This window comes from Janthinobacterium sp. 64 (genome assembly GCF_002813325.1).
Classification (GTDB): domain Bacteria; phylum Pseudomonadota; class Gammaproteobacteria; order Burkholderiales; family Burkholderiaceae_D; genus Janthinobacterium.
Genome location: NZ_PHUG01000001.1, coordinates 5,188,864 through 5,204,629, shown reverse-complemented (window position 1 = coordinate 5,204,629; position 15,766 = coordinate 5,188,864). Strand labels below are relative to the sequence as shown.

Below are 15,766 nucleotides of genomic sequence, written 5' to 3'. Positions count from 1 at the left end.
ACGATGGCCCGGTAGGTCGGTTTAGCCGGAACGGCGTAAGCCGACAACATGGTTGGCCGCGACCGGGTCAGCGCGGAATGACGCGTTCCGCCTTCAATTTCTCGAACAGATTGAAAAACGCATCCTGCGTATCCTGATAATCAAGGAAGCCCGCCTTGCGGCTCTTGCCCATGTCCGTCATCACTTCCATCGGCCGCCCCAGATCGGCATCCGTATGCCACCAGGAAGCGAGACGGCCGACATCAAGCTCCGCCAGGCCGTGCTGCTGCGCAATGGCACGCCATTGCGCGGGCGCATCCTGCATGCGACCGGCCAGCGGCGCCATGGTCTGCGGAAGATCCGCCGCCGCGATGCCGAAATACGCGGCCAGGCGGGGCCACAGCCACTTCCAGCGGAACACGTCGCCATTGACGATATTAAAATCTTCATTGCGCGCGCAAGGGCTGTCCGCCGCCCACGCCAAGTGGCGCGCGATCTGGCCCGCGTCCGTCATATCGGACAAACCGTGCCACTGCGCGGGTGAACCGGGAAACACAAAAGGCTGGCCGCTGGCCTTGCACAGAGTCGCGTACACGGCCAGGGTCAGGCCCATGTTCATGGCGTTACCCAGCGCATAGCCGATGATGGTGTGCGGCCGGTGCACGCTCCACGTGAAGCCGTACTGCGCGGCCGCTTCAAACAGGCGGTCTTCCTGCGCATAGTAAAAATTCTCGACGTCCTGGCGGCCCTGCTCTTCGCGAAATGGCGTCACGGGCACTGTTCCCTGGCCATACGCGTCGAACGGTCCCAGGTAATGCTTGAGACCCGTCACCAGCGCCGCGTGGCGCAAGCGACCGTTCGGCCCCAGCGCGGCCAGCACATTGGCCACCATGGCGCCGTTGACGCGGATGTTTTCCTGCTCGTTGGCCTGGCGCGCCCAGGCTGTAAAAAAGACGTGACTGGCATCAATGTCCGCCAGGGCGGTGGCGACGGCAGCGCCATCCGTCGCATCGAGCGGCAGAGCCGCGCAGCCGGCAGGCACGGGCGTGCGGCCGCGCGAAACGCCCGTTACCTGCCAGCCTTCGCCGAGCAGATGCGTGGCCAGCTTGCTGCCGATGACGCCGCTGGCGCCGATGATGAGGGCGTGTTTTTGCATGTTAGAAAGCCTCCGAAAGAAAAACCCATCATATCCGCGACCAAAATTCTTATCCGCGATACTATTTCACTCTATTCATGAAAAAAATTCGCGGATCATGTTTTCATCGGAACATTTAAAGGGCCTCACGCCCTTCCTCGCCACGGCCGACGCAGGCAGTTTTACCAGGGCGGCCGAGCGCCTGCACCTGAGCAGCTCAGCCGTGAGCAAAAGCGTGGCGCGGCTGGAAGAACGGCTGGGCGTGCTGCTGTTCGAGCGCAGCACGCGCCGGCTGAAACTGAGCGACGCTGGCCGCGCCTACTACGCCACCTGCAAGCGCGTGCTGCAGGAACTGATGGATGCGGAAGACGTGCTGGGCGAACACGCGGCGGAACTGGCCGGCAAGGTGCGCATCGGCGTGCCCGCATCGTATGGCCGCCTGCGCGTGATGCCGACGCTGATCGAACTGTGCGAAAAATATCCGCAGCTGCAGCCGTCGATCGCATTCAGCGACCGCTTCGTCGACCTGTTCGAGGAACGCATCGATATCGCCGTGCGCATCGGCGCGCCCTCGCACTGGCCGGCCGCGCTGGGACAGATGCACCTGGGCGAGGAACGCCTGATCCTGTGCGCGGCGCCCGCCTACCTGGCGCGGCGCGGCACGCCCGCCTCCATCACGGATCTGGAGCAGCACGACTGCATTGCCTACGGACGCGGCGACGGCTCGCCCATGCCGTGGCTGTTCCCCGGCGATGACGGTGGACAAGTGGAATACCGCCTGGCGTCGCCGCGCATGACGGTGGGCGACGCGGAGGCGCGCACGGCCGCCGTGCTGGCTGGCTTGGGGGTGGCACAGCTGGCCACCTGGCTGGTGCAGGAACACCTGGCGACGGGCGCCATCGTGGCAGTCCTGCCACAGCTGGCCACGCCAGGCTTGCCCCTGTACCTGGCCTGGCCGCTGGCGCGCCAGCTGACGCCAAAAACGGGCACCCTGCTGCAGGAATTGCGGCAACGGCTGACGATCGATTGAACATTTCCCTTGACCCTGACGTTACGTCAGGATCGATGCTGTGTGTACGCACCAGGAAAGGAGTACGCCATGCTGTTGAAAATCGGTGAACTGGCCAGGCTCACGGGCCTGACCATCCGCACCCTGCACCACTACGACAGCATCGGCCTGCTCTCGCCTTCGGCGCGCACGCCCGCTGGCTACCGCCTGTACCAGCACGGCGACATGGACCGGCTGCACCGGATCATGGCGCTGCGCAAGTTCGGGTTGTCGCTGGCCGATATCGCCAACGCACTCGCCGGCCCGGATCTGCCGCTCTCCTCCATCGTGGCGCAGCAGATCGCCATGCTGGAGCGCCAGATCGCGCAGGCGTCCACCCTGCGCGAGCGCCTGCGCACCTTGCAGGCGCAACTGGCGCAGGGGCAGGCGCCGGAACTGGCCGAGTGGCTCACTACTATGGAGTTGATGACCATGTACGACAAATATTTTAGTCAAGAAGAATTGCAGCAACTGCCGCTGCTGACAGATAGCGCCGTGGAACAGGAATGGAAAGAACTGGTAGCGAGAGTGCGCGCCGCCAGGGATGCGGGCGCCAACCCGAACGATGCGCCAGCGCAAGCGCTGGCCACGCAATGGATGGTCAAGCTGGTGCGCGACACGGGCGCCCATCCGGGCCTGTTCGCGCGGCTGAACGACATGCACGCGCAGGAACCGTCGATGCAAGCGACGACCAGCATCGATGCGGACCTGATGCAATTCATCCTCGCCGCTTTCAATGCCTCGCGCATGGCGCTGTACCGGCCTTTCCTCAATGAGCAGGAGTATGCGTATTTACTCGCCAACTACGGCAAGCGCTCGGGCGAGTGGCCAGCCCTGATCGCCGCCGTGCGCGCCGCCATCGATGCGCGCACGCCGCCCACCGATCCGGCCGTGCTGCAACTGGCGCGGCAGTGGCTGGAGCTGTTCCGCTCCTACGCGGGCACGGACCCGGCCACGCAGCTGAAGTTCCGCCAGGCGCACCAGCAGGAACCGCGTCTGATGGAAGGCAGCTTCGTCGACGCCGCCATGCTGCAATACCTGGGAGCGGCGATGGCCGTGGTGGCGCAGGAGCGCCCCGGCGCATAGCTTGACGTGCGGCATTTCGTGGGCGCGGCCATGTAGAATCGGCCTTCGCCCACGAGAGGATTAACCGATGCGCCGCTTTCTGTTTGCTTGCCTGACCCTGCCCGCCTTCCATATCGCCATGGCTGGTGATGCGCCCGTGCAAGGGGTGTGGCAGGGCACGCTGGGCAAGGCCAATATCGTCGCTTGCTTCAACCAGCCCAGTCCCACGCAAGGCTCTGACCGCAGCGGCAATTATTACTACACGCGCTACAAGACACCGATCATGCTGGCCAAGCCGAACGGCAAGAGCGACTGGAGCGAATCCGATGCCAAGGGAGATACGACGGGCACATGGTCATTGAATGCGCCGCAAGGTGGCAAGCTCACCGGCACGTGGACGGCCCCGAAAAACGGCAAGACCCTGCCCCTGGCCTTGACCCTGCTGGAAGCGGCAGGCGACCGCGACCATCCATCCTGCGCCAGCGACGCCTACAACCTGGCGCTGGAAGACTTTCCCGCCACCAAGGTCAGCAAACCCGTCACCTTCGAAGGCAAGCAATACCGCAATCTGCAAGTGGGCGATACCATCACGGTGGAATTGATGGCGCCCGGCGACGGCGTGGCAAAAATCAATGCGCAGCTGCGCGCCGTGCTGGCGAAGAACAAACAAGACCTGGCCGATTTCTATGCCACGCGCCGCGAATACCTGGGCCGCAACGGTTTCACGACAGAAGACGAAGTGTATGCGGATCCCACCTACTGGTCGCCGCGCTGGGTGACGGTGAAGTTCTACCGCTGGGCGGCCGGCTATGGCGCCAGCGGCATTTCCATCAAGTTCCGCACCTGGGACGTGAAAACGGGCCAGGAAACGGATGTGTGGAACTGGTTTGGCGCCAGCGCCAGCGGTGGCGACGACAAGGCCGCATTGCCGGACCGCCTGCGCCAGGCCCTTTTTAAAAATGTGACCATCGACGCCGAATGCAAGGGCACGGATTACGACGGCCGCGGCCGCTTCCACCTGTCCTTGAAACCGGAAGGCGTATCGTTCTGGCAAGACCCGAACGGCAGCGGCTGCGAAAACGACTTTTTACTACCGTACAGCAAGGTCGGCCCCTTCCTCACCGTCAAGGGCCGCGCCGCGCTCAGCGATCTGCTGCCGAAGAATTAAGCAGCGCCTCTGCCACCATCTCCGCCGTGGCCGCCGCCAGGGTCCATCCCAGGTGGCCGTGGCCCGTGTTGTAGTACACGCCCGGCGCCTTGCCCGGCCCCACTTTCGGCAGCATGGCCGGCAGCATGGGGCGCAAGCCCGCCCACGGCACCACCTTGCGCGTATTAATGCCAGGAAAACACTGCTCCACCCACTGCAGCAGCGGGCGGATGCGGTCGGCGCGGATGTCATAGTTGACGCCGTTGAATTCAGCCGTGCCCGCCACTCTTAACCGGTCTTCGCCGAGGCGGCTGCTGACCAGCTTGGTCGCGTCGTCGAGCAGGCTGACTTGTGGCGCGGCCGCGCGGCTGGCGGCGTCATCGAGCTGCACGGTAATCGAGTAACCTTTCACGGGATACACGTTGACATGGTCGCCCAGGCTTGCCGCCATGGCGCGGCTGGCCGTGCCCGCGCAGACGACGACGGCGTCAAACACCGTGCTGCCCTCGCCCACGCAGACGCGCACCTTGCCGTGCTCGCGCGCCAGCGCCGTCACCTGTGCACCATAGCGGCACGCCACGCCCAGGCGCACGCAGGCGTCGGCCAGGCCGCTCGTGAACTTGTGGATGTCGCCCGTGGAATCGCTGTCCGTGTAGTAGCCGCCGTAAAAGTCACCGTGCAAGGCTGGTTCAATGGCGCGCATTTCCGTCGGCGTGACGGCGCGGCGCTGCAAGCCGCCCTTGGCCAGCAAGCGCGACACGCCGGCCGCCCGCTCGAAGCCGGCCTGGTCCCGATACACGTGCAGGATGCCGGCGCGGCGGTGATCGAAGTCGATGTTTTCCGCTTGCGCCCACGCAAACAAATGTGCGCGCGCGGCGATCGCCATGCGCGCCGTGGCGATGGTGTTGCGCTCATAGTCCGGCATGGCGGCGAGAAACTCCGCAAACCAGCTCAGCTTGTGCCAGCTGGGCCAGGGATGCAGCAGCAAGGGCGCATCGCGCCGCGCCATCCATTTCAGGGCGTTCAGTATCGTTGCCTTGTGGTTCCACACTTCCGCGTGCGAGGCCGACAATTGCCCGCCGTTCGCATACGACGTTTCCATGGCCGCGTAACGGTGGCGTTCGATCAGGGTCACGTCCACGCCCCGCTTGACCAACGCATACGCCGTCGTCACGCCCGTAATCCCTCCGCCCAGCACAGCCACCCGCGTCATTGCGGCGACACCTTGTGCACGACCGTGTCGTCCGCCTGCAACACGCGGCCATCCTCGGCCAGCACGTCGATCCTGCGCACGGGCAAGCCCGAGCCGCGTTGCAGCAGGGTGGAATGCGCTTCGCCTGGTTCAAACAATTGCGCCTCGCTCCACTGGCGCAAGCCGACGACGACGGGAAACAGCGCCAGCCCCTTGGGCGTGAGCACGTATTGCTGGTAGGCCGTGCCGTCCGAGGCGGGGGCGACCGTAAAAATGCCCTCTTCCACCAGGGTGTACAGGCGGTCGGCCAGGATGTTCTTCGCCACGCCCAGGCTTTTCTGGAACTCTCCGAACCTGCGCATGCCGTCGAAGGCGTCGCGCACGATCAGCAGCGACCAGCGCTCGCCGATCACGTCAAGCGCGCGCGCCACGGGACAGGGATCGGTTTTCAGGCTCTTGCGCTTGGCCACGGGCATACTCCAGGATTGACTGGTTGCATTTTAAAACTTCCCGGCGTAGACTCCAACTGGTTTTAATTTGAAACCACTTAATTGACCTCCCATGCGCGATACGACAACTCCCATCACGACAGCACTTCCTCCTACCCTCGTCTGGCTGTTTGCCACGGCGGCCGGCCTCAGCGTGGCCAATGTGTATTACGCCCAGCCCTTGCTCGCCACCCTGGCGCACGAATTCGGCATGACGGAGGCGGCCAGCGGCATGGTCATCACGGCCACGCAGATCGGCTGCGCGCTGGCCCTGCTGCTGCTCGTGCCCCTGGGCGACATGCTGAACCGGCGCCGCCTGACCCTGTTCCAGCTGGGCATGCTGGCCATCACCCTGGCGGCGCTGGGCTGCGCCCGTTCCACGGCCGCCTTGCTGGGCGGCATGCTGCTGGTGGGCTTGCTGGGCACGGCCATGACGCAGGGCTTGATCGCCTATGCGGCCAGCGCGGCGGCCAGCCATGAGCGGGGAAGAGTCGTCGGCATGGCGCAGGGTGGCGTGGTGATCGGCTTGCTGCTGGCGCGCACCCTGTCCGGCGTGGTGGCCGATCTGGCCGACTGGCGCGCCGTGTATTTCGTCTCGGCGGCCATCGCCTGCGCTCTGCTGTTGCTGCTGTGGCGCAAGCTGCCGCCGGCGCAGCCATCCAATCAACGGCTGGCGTATGGCGCCCTGCTCGCTTCCATGCTGGACATGCTGCTGCACAACAAAGTGCTGCGCGTGCGGGGCATGCTGGCCTTGCTGATGTTTGCCGTCTTCAATATTTTCTGGAGCGCCCTGGTGCTGCCCCTGACGGCGCAAGGCTACAGCCATGCGGCCATCGGCGCGTTTGGTCTGGTCGGCGTGATCGGCGCGCTGGGCGCGGCGCGTGCGGGAGCATTGGCCGACAAGGGCCGCGCACAGTGGACGACGGGTGCGGCCCTGTTGCTGTTGCTGGCCGCGTGGCTGCCACTGAGCTTTGCGAGCGCGGCCCTGTGGCCCTTAATCGTCGGCATCATCGCGCTGGACCTGGCGGGCCAGGCCATCCACGTGACGAACCAGAGTCTGATTTTCAAGGACGATAGCGACGCGCACAGCCGCCTGGTGGCGTGCTACATGCTGTTTTATGCGGTGGGAAGCGGACTCGGGGCGATTGCCGCCACCAGCGCGTATGCGCTGGCGGGCTGGCATGCGGTGTGCGCGCTGGGCGCGGCGGTCAGCTTGCTCGCCCTGCTGTTCTGGCGGCTGACCTTGCCTGCTGAAAAAACTTAGTTCAGCATGGCCGTGGCGGAACCATGGCGATACGTCTTCAATGCGTCGGGCTGGATCTGGATCAGCGAACCGCTGACTTTAATCAGGTGCAAGTCCGTCAACTGGTGCAGCACGCGCGACAGGGTGGCGGGCGCCAGGTTCAGGAACGATGCCAGCAGACTTTTCTTCAGGTCCAGCTTGACCTCGTTCGAGCGCTGCTGGTCCGACGCCTGCAGCAGGTATTCGACCACGCGCTGGGTGGCGTTTTGCACGGAGCAGCGTTCCACGTTGCGGATAAAACCCATCAGGTGGTGCGACAGGCTGTTCATCATCTGGCGTGCGATGCGCGGCGACTGGTCCAGCAGGCGCAGCAGCGCGTGCGGCGGGATGCGCAGCAGCAGGCAGTGCTCGAGCGCTTCGGCGCAGAACGGATACGGTTCATCGAGGAAAATCATGGCTTCGCCGAAGCTCTGGCCCGGACGGATCAGTTCCAGTACCTTGTCGGTACCTTCCATGGAAAACACGCTCAGCTTGACGAGGCCGAAGACCACCACATAGGCGCCTTCCGCCACTTCGCCCTTGCGGAACAGCACTTTGCCTTTTTCCACTTCGACGCGCACGACATCCTGGCGCAATTGCTCTAATTGCGAAGGGGAAATATGGCGGAACAGAGCCTGGCTCGATAGCAAGCCATCGACGTTGACCTTATGCATGACACTCTCTTATTAGATTAGCGAATGACTAAGAGTGTAATGCGCAGGCACCGTCAAGGCCATACGTCAAAGGAACTAGGGTTGTCTAGGCCGGAACGCCATGCAGATCAAACAATCGCGCATTTTTTGCCATTTATTTGCGCATTGTTTGATATTTATTTACCCAGTTCGCGCTCCACCGCATAGACGGCGATCTGCACACGGCTGCTGAGCTTAAGCTTTTTGAGGATGTTTTGCACGTGGATTTTCACCGTGCTTTCGGCCACGTCGAGCTGGCGCGCGATTTCCTTGTTGCTCAGCCCTTGCGCCAGGCAAGCCATCGCTTCGCGTTCGCGCGGCGTCAGTTTGTCGTAGTCGGCCTGGGGCGCGTTCTGCCCCGCGCGAAATTGCGACACCAGCTTGGCCGTCATGGCGTCGGCGATCACGGATTCGCCGGCGGCGGCGCGGCAGATGGCCTGGCCCAGCTGCTCGGCTTCGATATTTTTCAGCAAATAGCCGCGCGCGCCCGCGCGCAGGGCCGCGCCCAGGTCGGCCGCGTTTTCGGACACGGTCAGCATCAGCACCACCATCTGCGGCATGTCCTGCAAGATCAGCTGCAGCGCCTCGACACCCGTCACGCCGGGCATGTTCAAGTCCATCAGCACCACGTCGGGCTGCAGTTCGGCCGTCAGGCGCACGCCGTCGAGCCCGTTCGATGCCTCGCCCACCACCTGGAATAGAGGATTGCGCTGCAGCAGCAGCTTGACGCCGCTGCGCAGCAAGGTGTGGTCGTCGACCAGCAGGATTTTGATTGGAGCGTTCACGTATTTGTATCTTTTACCTGGTAAGAATGAATCTTCTGTTACGCGGCCTGGCGCCGGGCTGCCGGCAAGGCCAGCGAGATCGTCGTGCCGCCGCCGGGCGTGCTGTCGATGGCAAATTGCGCACCGAGCCGCTCGGCCCGTTCCTGCATGATACGCAAGCCAATCTGCAATTCCGTTTTCTTGTCGCGCAGGTTGGCGGCGAAGCCTTCGCCATCGTCGCGCACCTGCAGCGCAAAATCGCGCCCGTTGTCCACGCGCAGGGCCACGTTGCTCGCCTGCGCGTGCTTACGGATATTCGACAGCGCTTCCTGCACGATGAACAGGATCTGCAACTGCTGCTCCGGCGCCAGCGGCGCGCCGTTGCCGCTCATCTCCAGGGTGCCGACGACGCCCGTCTGCAGCTCGAACTTGGCCAGCACTTCGGACAGTTTGCTTTCCAGGTCGCTGCCATGCCAGCGCGTGCGGAAATTGACCAGCAATTCACGCACGTCCTGGTAGCTTTGCTCGACGCCCATGCGCATCAGCGGCAACACTTCAGCCGCTTCGTCGAGCTGGCCCCGGCGCACGGAATCGTCGAGCATCTGTACTTGCAGGCTGATGAAATTGAGGCTTTGCGCAATGCTGTCATGCAAGCCTTCGGCCAGCAGGCTGCGTTCGCGCGCCACGGCGAATTCCTTTTCGCGCGCAATCAGGCGCTGGTTTTCAATGGCGATGCCCAGGCTCTGGCCCAGGGTTTCCAGCCAGCCCTGCTGCTGCGCATGGGCCGCTTGCGGCCGCGCAAAGTGCAGCGAAAAACTGCCCACCACCTGCTCGCGCGCGAGGATGGGAAAGACGGCGATGGCGATAAACCCTTCATCCTGGCAGCGGAAGCGCTGCAGCGCATCGACCTGGCGGAAATCGCGGATCTGGATCACGCCCTGCGCCACGGCAGCGCCACACAGGCAATCGTTATTGCGGATGCAGTGTTCCTCTTCCACCATGGCGTCCGAAATGCCCTCATGCACGATGATGTGCACGGTATCGTTCTGCGGATCGAGGATGCGCACGGTGCCGCCTTCGGCCTGCGCGAACTGCATCACGTGGCGCAGGAAGCCACGGCACAGCGCATCGATGGCGTGCTGGCCCGCCAGCAGGGTGGAAATCTCATGCAGGGTGGCCAGCTGGCGTTCCTGCGCGGCGCTCAGGCCCGATGCGGCTTGCGCCAGGCGGCGCTGGCGCCAGCGCGACGCTGGAAGTTGTTTGCGGGAAGGTTGACTGCGCGGCGCATGCATGAAGAACTCGAATCTGAAAAGTGGTGCGCCCGGCAAGCGCTGCGGCCTGCCGGGCTGGTAAAGGTTACAAACGGGTTACAAACGGATCTCGGTGCCGAGCAGCTTGACGAACTGCGCCAGCCAGGCCGGATGCGCGGGCCAGGCGGGTGCCGTGACGAACTGGCCATCGGTGACGGCGTCCGTGACGGCGATGTCGGCATACGTGCCGCCCGCCAGTTTGACTTCCGGCGCGCAGGCGGGATAGGCGGAAATGCGCTTGCCACGGATGACATCGGCGGCGGCCAGCAATTGCGCGCCGTGGCACACGGCCGCGACGGGCTTGCCCGCTTCGGCGAAATGGCGCACGGCGGCGATGACTTTCTCGTTCAGGCGCAGGTATTCTGGCGCGCGGCCGCCGGCGATCATCACCGCGTCATAGTCGGCCGGATCGATCTCGTCGAAGCTGGCGTTCAGGGTGAACAGATGGCCCGGCTTTTCCGTGTAGGTCTGGTCGCCCTCGAAATCGTGGATGGCCGTCTTGATCGTCTCGCCGCTTTTCTTGCCGGGACAAACGGCATGCACGGTATGACCGAGCATCAGCAGGGCCTGGAATGGCACCATCGTTTCATAATCTTCTGCAAAATCGCCGGTCAAAAACAGAATTTTCTTCGCTGCCATTTAGTTCTCCTATGAAAGATTGATCCCGCAAGGCGTATCTTAGCGCGACTTGGCAGCCATACTGGATATTTATCAAATTTTCGCGCCTTGATCGAGGATTTTACAGGCTGAGGCAGAATTATTTACAGGCTGGCAGGTCCAACCCGGATACCCCTACCTGAAAGCCTGGCCATGCACACCGCCACCAGCCCCCTACTTTCACCCGCCCTGATCCGTATCTTCGACCATTTCAGCGATGCGCAGCAGGCCCGCAGCGCCCTGCTCGACGATGGCTTCGCCGCGCACGCCGTGCAGCTCGACACGGTCGACGACGAAGCCGTGCCCGTCCAAGGCAAGGCGGTGTGGCGCGGCATGTTCCGCCTCATCGTGGCCATCGGCACGCCACAAGAGCAGGAACGGGCGCACGCCATCGTGCAGGCTTGCAATGGCTGCGACATCGAACAGCGCACGGCCAGCCACGCGGGTGGGCGGCGGCCAGGCGCAGGCACATCTGCGCTGGCAAGCTGACCCCTTCCCCCACCCGGCGAAATTATGGCAAGATCAGCGTTCCTTCATTCCACAGTGGAACTTGCCATGATTTATGAAATTGCCCACATCCAGATCAAACCGGCCACGCATGACGCCTTCGAAGCGGCTGTAGCGAAAGCCGTGCCCCTGTTCCAGCGCGCGCGCGGCTGCGAATCGATGCGCCTGGAGCGCTCGATCGAAAATGGCGATGCCTACCGCCTGGTGGTCGGCTGGAGCACCCTGGAAGACCACACCGTGCATTTCCGCGGCAGCGAGGACTTCCAGGCATGGCGCGGCCTGGTCGGCGAATTCTTTGCCGCCCCGCCCCAGGTCGAGCACATGAACACCGTGCTGACGGGTTTTTAAGCCGTCAGCGCCGGCCCTGCCGCCGTCATGCCGCAGGGTGATGAAACACCTGGCGCAAATACGCGAGGAAGGTTTCATCCTTGCACAGGGTCTTGCCGGGCGAATCCGACAATTTCGCCACCGACTGGCCATTGCAGCGCACCAGTTTCATGACGATGTTGAGCGGCGTCAAACCGACGTCGTTGGTGAGATTGGTGCCGATGCCAAAGCCCGTCATGATGCGGTCGGCGAAATGCCGGTACAGGGCGAACGCCTTGTCCAGGTCCAGGCCGTCGGAAAACACGAGGCGCTTGGTATTGGCGTCGATGCGCAGGGCCGCGTAATGGGCCAGCGCCTTCTCGCCCCATTCGACGGGGTCGCCCGAATCGTGGCGCAAGCCGTCGAACAGCTTGGCGAAATACAGGTCGAAGTCGGCCAAAAAGGCATCCATGCCCACCACGTCGGTCAGGGCTATCCCCAAGTCGCCGCGGTATTCCTGCACCCAGTCTTCCAGTGCCGCCTTTTGAAAGTCGCGCAGGCGCACGCCGAAGGACTGGAATGACTGCATGTATTTATGTAGGATGGAGTTGTTCATTAATTTTTCTCAGCTTTACGACGTGTTTACGTTTGACCTATCCTCTGTAGCCACCTTCGCTTATACGTTTGACCTCTTGACTGAGTATAAACAAAGCGTCATTTATCCTCACGATGAAAATTTGTTCATTTAACGTCTGATTCATTGCTGAAACGTCTTTCCGGCATTACACTGTGTTCATTACGCCATTGAAAAAATTGCATGACTATCAGTGTTCACAAAGCTGTACTGTTACCAAAAGACAACCCTTGGTTTTCTTATGCACTTCCAGAAGATTTTCCGTTCCTAGTCATCGATGAGCAATCGAAAATCATTGAGCCGGCTCTGCTCTACCTCATACATACCCAACTCAAACGTGGTCCGCGTCATTGGAAGCAACACACGGCTGACGCCATGGCATACGACCTTAGAGACTGGTTCGACTACCTAGCCCACTGCCAGTGGGTCAACCCTGTCACCAAGAAGCTTGAGGTCGGCAAGCCATGGGACGTAGCCGCTGAATCAGATTACATTGCTTGGCGGGACACAATGCAGGAAGTCATCAGTCCGCAGACAAACAGACATCTAGCCAGCAGCACAATCGCCAGACGTCAGGTCTATGTAGAGCGCTTCTATGCATATGCCCAGAAAAAGGGCTGGTACGACGGCGAATTTGTTATTTCCAAAATAAGGAAGGGGCGCCTCTCTCACGACATAAATCAAGGCGAATTTGACCCTGAAAGCGACTCCGCGAAGGCGGAAGTCGTCGTCTCTGAATACAGAGAACGGATGGAGTACGGGGAGCCGATTCGACCGTTATCGGATGACGAGTGGCACCGCATACAACTAAAACTCGGTCCGCTGCCGAGCGAACGTGAATTCGACCTCAGACCAAGCAGGGACAGGATTGTGTCCGAACTCGCAATCGGGACTGGAATGCGCGTCGACGAAGTTACTTCGCTTACTGAGTTTCAACTGCGTGACCTGCATCAAGCATGGTTAGTAGCCGATGAGGAACAGCGCAAGGATGGCTTTTTTGCGCTCTACATCGTTAAAACTAAGCGCCTCAAACCCCGCACTGTTTTCGTGCCTGGCTACCTTATCCCTGAATTGATGGTTTATCTGGACAACGAGCGCGAAGCCTCAATTATAAGAGGCACGACACGTGCTAATGCGAAAGGTCAGAAATACAATCGTCCGACAAGCCTGTTCGTTAATCTCACTGATTCAGCGGAGCATTCAGGTAATGCAGTCAGAGCAACATCATTGTCATATCAATTCAAAAAAGCATGCTTGGACGCAAAAATTACGCATTCGGTTGAGAAAATTGATATTGAGACGAGCGAGCGATACAGAGTAAATTTATCAAAACATCACTTTCATGACCTTCGGCATACCTTTGCCGTCTGGACTTATCACGATTTAAAAGCCAACGGTGAAACTGAGCCGTGGAAAGAGATTCAGGTTCGTCTCGGCCACGCCAGCTTAAAAGTAACAATGGATATTTATCTCAAAGTTGTCGACGTGGACCGCCGTAATGCCGGACGTGTTCAATATAATTTCAAGAGAACGATGGGGCAGCCTGATGCGTAAGCAAAAAAAACCGAGCGCATATACGCAAAAGCGAGCCGGCTCAAATATTGCCGACTTCGTTGCGGAGAAAATTGCTAAGTCTTACCGTGTCGAACATCATGAAGAGCCATCGGGGCCAACTCTCAAATTAGTCGTCCCCTTTAAAGAAGCACCCGGTGGCGAAAAATCAATTGACATTAGCTTCCTGCTGGACTTCCCGATGTTGTGCGAGCCTTTTTCGGAGGCGCTTGCGTTACCAGCTCGACTTGTTGCCAGTCCCTTTGTAACAGTTGACGGAAAAGTCCGCAATTTGAAGAATGGCCTTGTCAAGTATCTCCGGGTGGCAGCGCCTGATACAGGCCTCGGCGACATCACCACGGACGTTTTTGAGACGTTCATTGTCTGGCTTCGACGCACTGAGAACGGAGTAGCAAAGTACAAGAAAATGTCGATGCAGCATTTCGAAATGACTGCCTCCGCAGTCATGCGTTACCTGCAGAAGTCTGACGGATGGAAGCACCAGCTTTCTCCTGAGCTCAACATTAGGAATAACTATTGGAGTGGCACTCCGGACGACCGCACTCATGTAAAAATCATCCCGGAAGAGAATTACCGCGATATCTACGTTGCATGCAAAAAAGAGATTACAGCTACGATGACAAAGGTACGCCATCAACGAGCCCTTATGCAAGCTCAACTTGGCAATCCTATAGCTTTGCAAGGGGATATCTTCCCGGGTGATGCATATCATCCATGCGGCACGTTTAACAATTCAATATGGAAAACAAACCCTTATAAAGACTTGGGGCTTTGTTTAGCAGCTCTCCGACATCGCGTACCTGGCGTTATTCTTAGCATTACCAAACTTAAAAAAATGCAGGACAAAATGTTGCTGCGGGTCGTCGAAGGCACTCAACCATTTGGAAGTATACCGCAACTCCATTACTGTTTTTATCCATACGCGCGGGACTTAGTGCCTTTCGTGCTAATGCTTGCCATCCATCTTGACTACAATTCTGAGACGCTACTGCAGAGCCTTTTACATGATTACGTCATTCGCAAAAATGAGATTGGGAGCATCGAATTAGTCGCTTCGCCTGCCAACATAAATCACGAGAAGAAAGAGGCACTGCGCAACTCCGGAGAGCGCGAACCGGCTGAGCTCGAAATTCTTGCTAGAGCAAAGAAGGGACGGTCAAATGACGCCGCACAGCCGCAAATTAGACCAGCTACAGACGCCCCAGACAATCCGGCGAGCATCGTTAAGTTCCTAGAGGAGTGGACTTCTTTCTCGCGCTCTTTGGTCCCTCCGGCAGCGAGGGAACGTCTATTCATTTTTGCTACTGAACAACAAGACCGTATTTTTAAGTCCTTTGCCGGACCATCCACAGCAACCAGCGATAACGTATGGCGCAATAGCCTTAGGCGATTCTATGAGGACCACGGCCTGCCTCAGACGGCTCTCAACCGGTTTCGACCAACTGGACTTGATTTCACAGATGTGTTGTTCGGTGGTGATATCAGAGCCAAGCAAGCCGCAGCGAACCATGTATCGCCTGAGACAACCTATCGTCGCTACAGCACAGACGCCCAGAAGCAACGTGGCGACGAGTTCCTTGGCCAAGTTGGACAACTCCGACGTAGGTGGCGTGAGAGCTTCGGGAAGGTCGACCCACGGAACAAGCCTGATGGCGCCGATGTTGGGGCGGCTACGCCTGGCTGGACTTGCGTCGACCCATTTAGCGGTCCGTACACCCCAAACAAACTTTGCAACCGCTACGGGTCATGTCCGGGCTGCCCACACGGCTCCATTGCTCTTAACGACCCCTATGCTCTTGCGCAGGCATGGAACCTACTTTACGCGATTGACGAAGCAGCGGTCGAGATTGCGCCCGAGGCATGGCTTACCAAATGGGCACCGATAAAAGAAAAACTCTTGCAGGTTTGGCTGCCGAGTTTTCCTGACTTGATACAAAAGCAAGCCAAGCGCATCAAGCTCGCTAAATTACCGCCACTAGAGTAACAAA

15 protein-coding genes and 1 pseudogene are annotated in these 15,766 nt (G+C 60.3%); 8 read left to right on the top strand and 8 right to left on the bottom strand.

What is annotated here, in order from left to right; all coding sequences use genetic code 11:
* Positions 1-67: 67 nt before the first annotated feature.
* Positions 68-1,135, bottom strand: a complete 1,068-nt coding sequence (locus tag CLU91_RS22840) for an SDR family oxidoreductase (RefSeq protein WP_100875944.1) — start codon at positions 1,133-1,135, stop codon at positions 68-70.
* Positions 1,136-1,232: 97 nt separating this feature from the next.
* On the opposite strand from CLU91_RS22840, the gene CLU91_RS22835 reads away from it, so the two are divergent.
* The 3 genes from CLU91_RS22835 (at position 1,233) to CLU91_RS22825 (ending at position 4,395) form a co-directional block, all read left to right on the top strand.
* Positions 1,233-2,144: a LysR family transcriptional regulator gene (locus CLU91_RS22835; RefSeq protein ID WP_100875943.1), complete on the top strand. Its 912-nt coding sequence runs from the start codon at positions 1,233-1,235 to the stop codon at positions 2,142-2,144.
* Between the two features lie 69 nt (positions 2,145-2,213).
* On the top strand, positions 2,214-3,248 hold the full coding sequence (locus CLU91_RS22830; protein ID WP_100875942.1) for a MerR family transcriptional regulator: 1,035 nt from the start codon (positions 2,214-2,216) through the stop codon (positions 3,246-3,248).
* Between the two features lie 67 nt (positions 3,249-3,315).
* Positions 3,316-4,395, top strand: coding sequence for a hypothetical protein (locus CLU91_RS22825; protein WP_100875941.1), 1,080 nt, complete (start codon positions 3,316-3,318; stop codon positions 4,393-4,395).
* On the opposite strand, the gene CLU91_RS22820 is transcribed toward CLU91_RS22825, so the two are convergent.
* On the bottom strand, positions 4,370-5,587 hold the full coding sequence (locus CLU91_RS22820) for a D-amino acid dehydrogenase (RefSeq protein WP_100875940.1): 1,218 nt from the start codon (positions 5,585-5,587) through the stop codon (positions 4,370-4,372). The two genes, CLU91_RS22825 and CLU91_RS22820, sit on opposite strands and share 26 nt — an antisense overlap.
* Positions 5,584-6,036, bottom strand: coding sequence for a winged helix-turn-helix transcriptional regulator (locus tag CLU91_RS22815; RefSeq protein WP_100876878.1), 453 nt, complete (start codon positions 6,034-6,036; stop codon positions 5,584-5,586). The genes CLU91_RS22820 and CLU91_RS22815 overlap by 4 nt, the downstream gene beginning before the upstream one ends.
* A gap of 91 nt (positions 6,037-6,127) precedes the next feature.
* Between CLU91_RS22815 and CLU91_RS22810 the strand changes: the two genes are divergently transcribed.
* Entirely contained in the window at positions 6,128-7,318 is a 1,191-nt protein-coding gene (locus CLU91_RS22810) for an MFS transporter (RefSeq protein WP_100875939.1), read from the top strand.
* Here the strand turns inward: CLU91_RS22810 and CLU91_RS22805 are convergent.
* From CLU91_RS22805 to CLU91_RS22790, 4 genes are all read right to left on the bottom strand, one after another.
* Positions 7,315-8,010, bottom strand: coding sequence for a Crp/Fnr family transcriptional regulator (locus CLU91_RS22805; protein ID WP_034759676.1), 696 nt, complete (start codon positions 8,008-8,010; stop codon positions 7,315-7,317). The two genes, CLU91_RS22810 and CLU91_RS22805, sit on opposite strands and share 4 nt — an antisense overlap.
* A 155-nt stretch (positions 8,011-8,165) precedes the next feature.
* Entirely contained in the window at positions 8,166-8,813 is a 648-nt protein-coding gene (locus CLU91_RS22800) for a response regulator (protein WP_100875938.1), read from the bottom strand.
* Positions 8,814-8,851: 38 nt separating this feature from the next.
* Positions 8,852-10,084: a GAF domain-containing sensor histidine kinase gene (locus tag CLU91_RS22795; protein ID WP_100875937.1), complete on the bottom strand. Its 1,233-nt coding sequence runs from the start codon at positions 10,082-10,084 to the stop codon at positions 8,852-8,854.
* A 75-nt stretch (positions 10,085-10,159) separates the two neighbouring features.
* Positions 10,160-10,741: a DJ-1/PfpI family protein gene (locus CLU91_RS22790; protein ID WP_099378854.1), complete on the bottom strand. Its 582-nt coding sequence runs from the start codon at positions 10,739-10,741 to the stop codon at positions 10,160-10,162.
* A gap of 171 nt (positions 10,742-10,912) precedes the next feature.
* Here CLU91_RS22790 and CLU91_RS22785 point away from each other — a divergent pair, with 171 nt between their 5' ends.
* Positions 10,913-11,248: a hypothetical protein gene (locus CLU91_RS22785; RefSeq protein WP_100875936.1), complete on the top strand. Its 336-nt coding sequence runs from the start codon at positions 10,913-10,915 to the stop codon at positions 11,246-11,248.
* 66 nt (positions 11,249-11,314) lie between these two features.
* Positions 11,315-11,614, top strand: coding sequence for an antibiotic biosynthesis monooxygenase family protein (locus CLU91_RS22780; RefSeq protein WP_100875935.1), 300 nt, complete (start codon positions 11,315-11,317; stop codon positions 11,612-11,614).
* Positions 11,615-11,639: 25 nt separating this feature from the next.
* Here the strand turns inward: CLU91_RS22780 and CLU91_RS22775 are convergent.
* Positions 11,640-12,170, bottom strand: a pseudogene (locus CLU91_RS22775) (nicotinate phosphoribosyltransferase); the annotation flags it as partial.
* Positions 12,171-12,389: 219 nt separating this feature from the next.
* On the opposite strand from CLU91_RS22775, the gene CLU91_RS22770 reads away from it, so the two are divergent.
* The gene (locus tag CLU91_RS22770; protein WP_100875934.1) at positions 12,390-13,760 is read left to right on the top strand and encodes a tyrosine-type recombinase/integrase; all 1,371 of its coding nucleotides are present in this window, start codon (positions 12,390-12,392) and stop codon (positions 13,758-13,760) included.
* Positions 13,705-15,762 carry a hypothetical protein gene (locus tag CLU91_RS22765; RefSeq protein ID WP_157814776.1) on the top strand — a complete coding sequence of 686 codons (2,058 nt, stop codon included), beginning with the start codon at positions 13,705-13,707 and terminating at the stop codon, positions 15,760-15,762. The genes CLU91_RS22770 and CLU91_RS22765 overlap by 56 nt, the downstream gene beginning before the upstream one ends.
* Positions 15,763-15,766 lie beyond the last annotated feature (4 nt).

Bases quoted from the DNA above. Each gene is read 5' to 3' on its own strand.
- CLU91_RS22840 (WP_100875944.1), bottom strand. From the start codon at position 1,135: ATGCAAAAACACGCCCTCATCATCGGCGCCAGCGGCGTCATCGGCAGC.
- CLU91_RS22835 (WP_100875943.1), top strand. From the start codon at position 1,233: ATGTTTTCATCGGAACATTTAAAGGGCCTCACGCCCTTCCTCGCCACG.
- CLU91_RS22830 (WP_100875942.1), top strand. From the start codon at position 2,214: ATGCTGTTGAAAATCGGTGAACTGGCCAGGCTCACGGGCCTGACCATC.
- CLU91_RS22825 (WP_100875941.1), top strand. From the start codon at position 3,316: ATGCGCCGCTTTCTGTTTGCTTGCCTGACCCTGCCCGCCTTCCATATC.
- CLU91_RS22820 (WP_100875940.1), bottom strand. From the start codon at position 5,587: ATGACGCGGGTGGCTGTGCTGGGCGGAGGGATTACGGGCGTGACGACG.
- CLU91_RS22810 (WP_100875939.1), top strand. From the start codon at position 6,128: ATGCGCGATACGACAACTCCCATCACGACAGCACTTCCTCCTACCCTC.
- CLU91_RS22805 (WP_034759676.1), bottom strand. From the start codon at position 8,010: ATGCATAAGGTCAACGTCGATGGCTTGCTATCGAGCCAGGCTCTGTTC.
- CLU91_RS22795 (WP_100875937.1), bottom strand. From the start codon at position 10,084: ATGCATGCGCCGCGCAGTCAACCTTCCCGCAAACAACTTCCAGCGTCG.
- CLU91_RS22790 (WP_099378854.1), bottom strand. From the start codon at position 10,741: ATGGCAGCGAAGAAAATTCTGTTTTTGACCGGCGATTTTGCAGAAGAT.
- CLU91_RS22785 (WP_100875936.1), top strand. From the start codon at position 10,913: ATGCACACCGCCACCAGCCCCCTACTTTCACCCGCCCTGATCCGTATC.
- CLU91_RS22780 (WP_100875935.1), top strand. From the start codon at position 11,315: ATGATTTATGAAATTGCCCACATCCAGATCAAACCGGCCACGCATGAC.
- CLU91_RS22770 (WP_100875934.1), top strand. From the start codon at position 12,390: ATGACTATCAGTGTTCACAAAGCTGTACTGTTACCAAAAGACAACCCT.
- CLU91_RS22765 (WP_157814776.1), top strand. From the start codon at position 13,705: ATGCCGGACGTGTTCAATATAATTTCAAGAGAACGATGGGGCAGCCTG.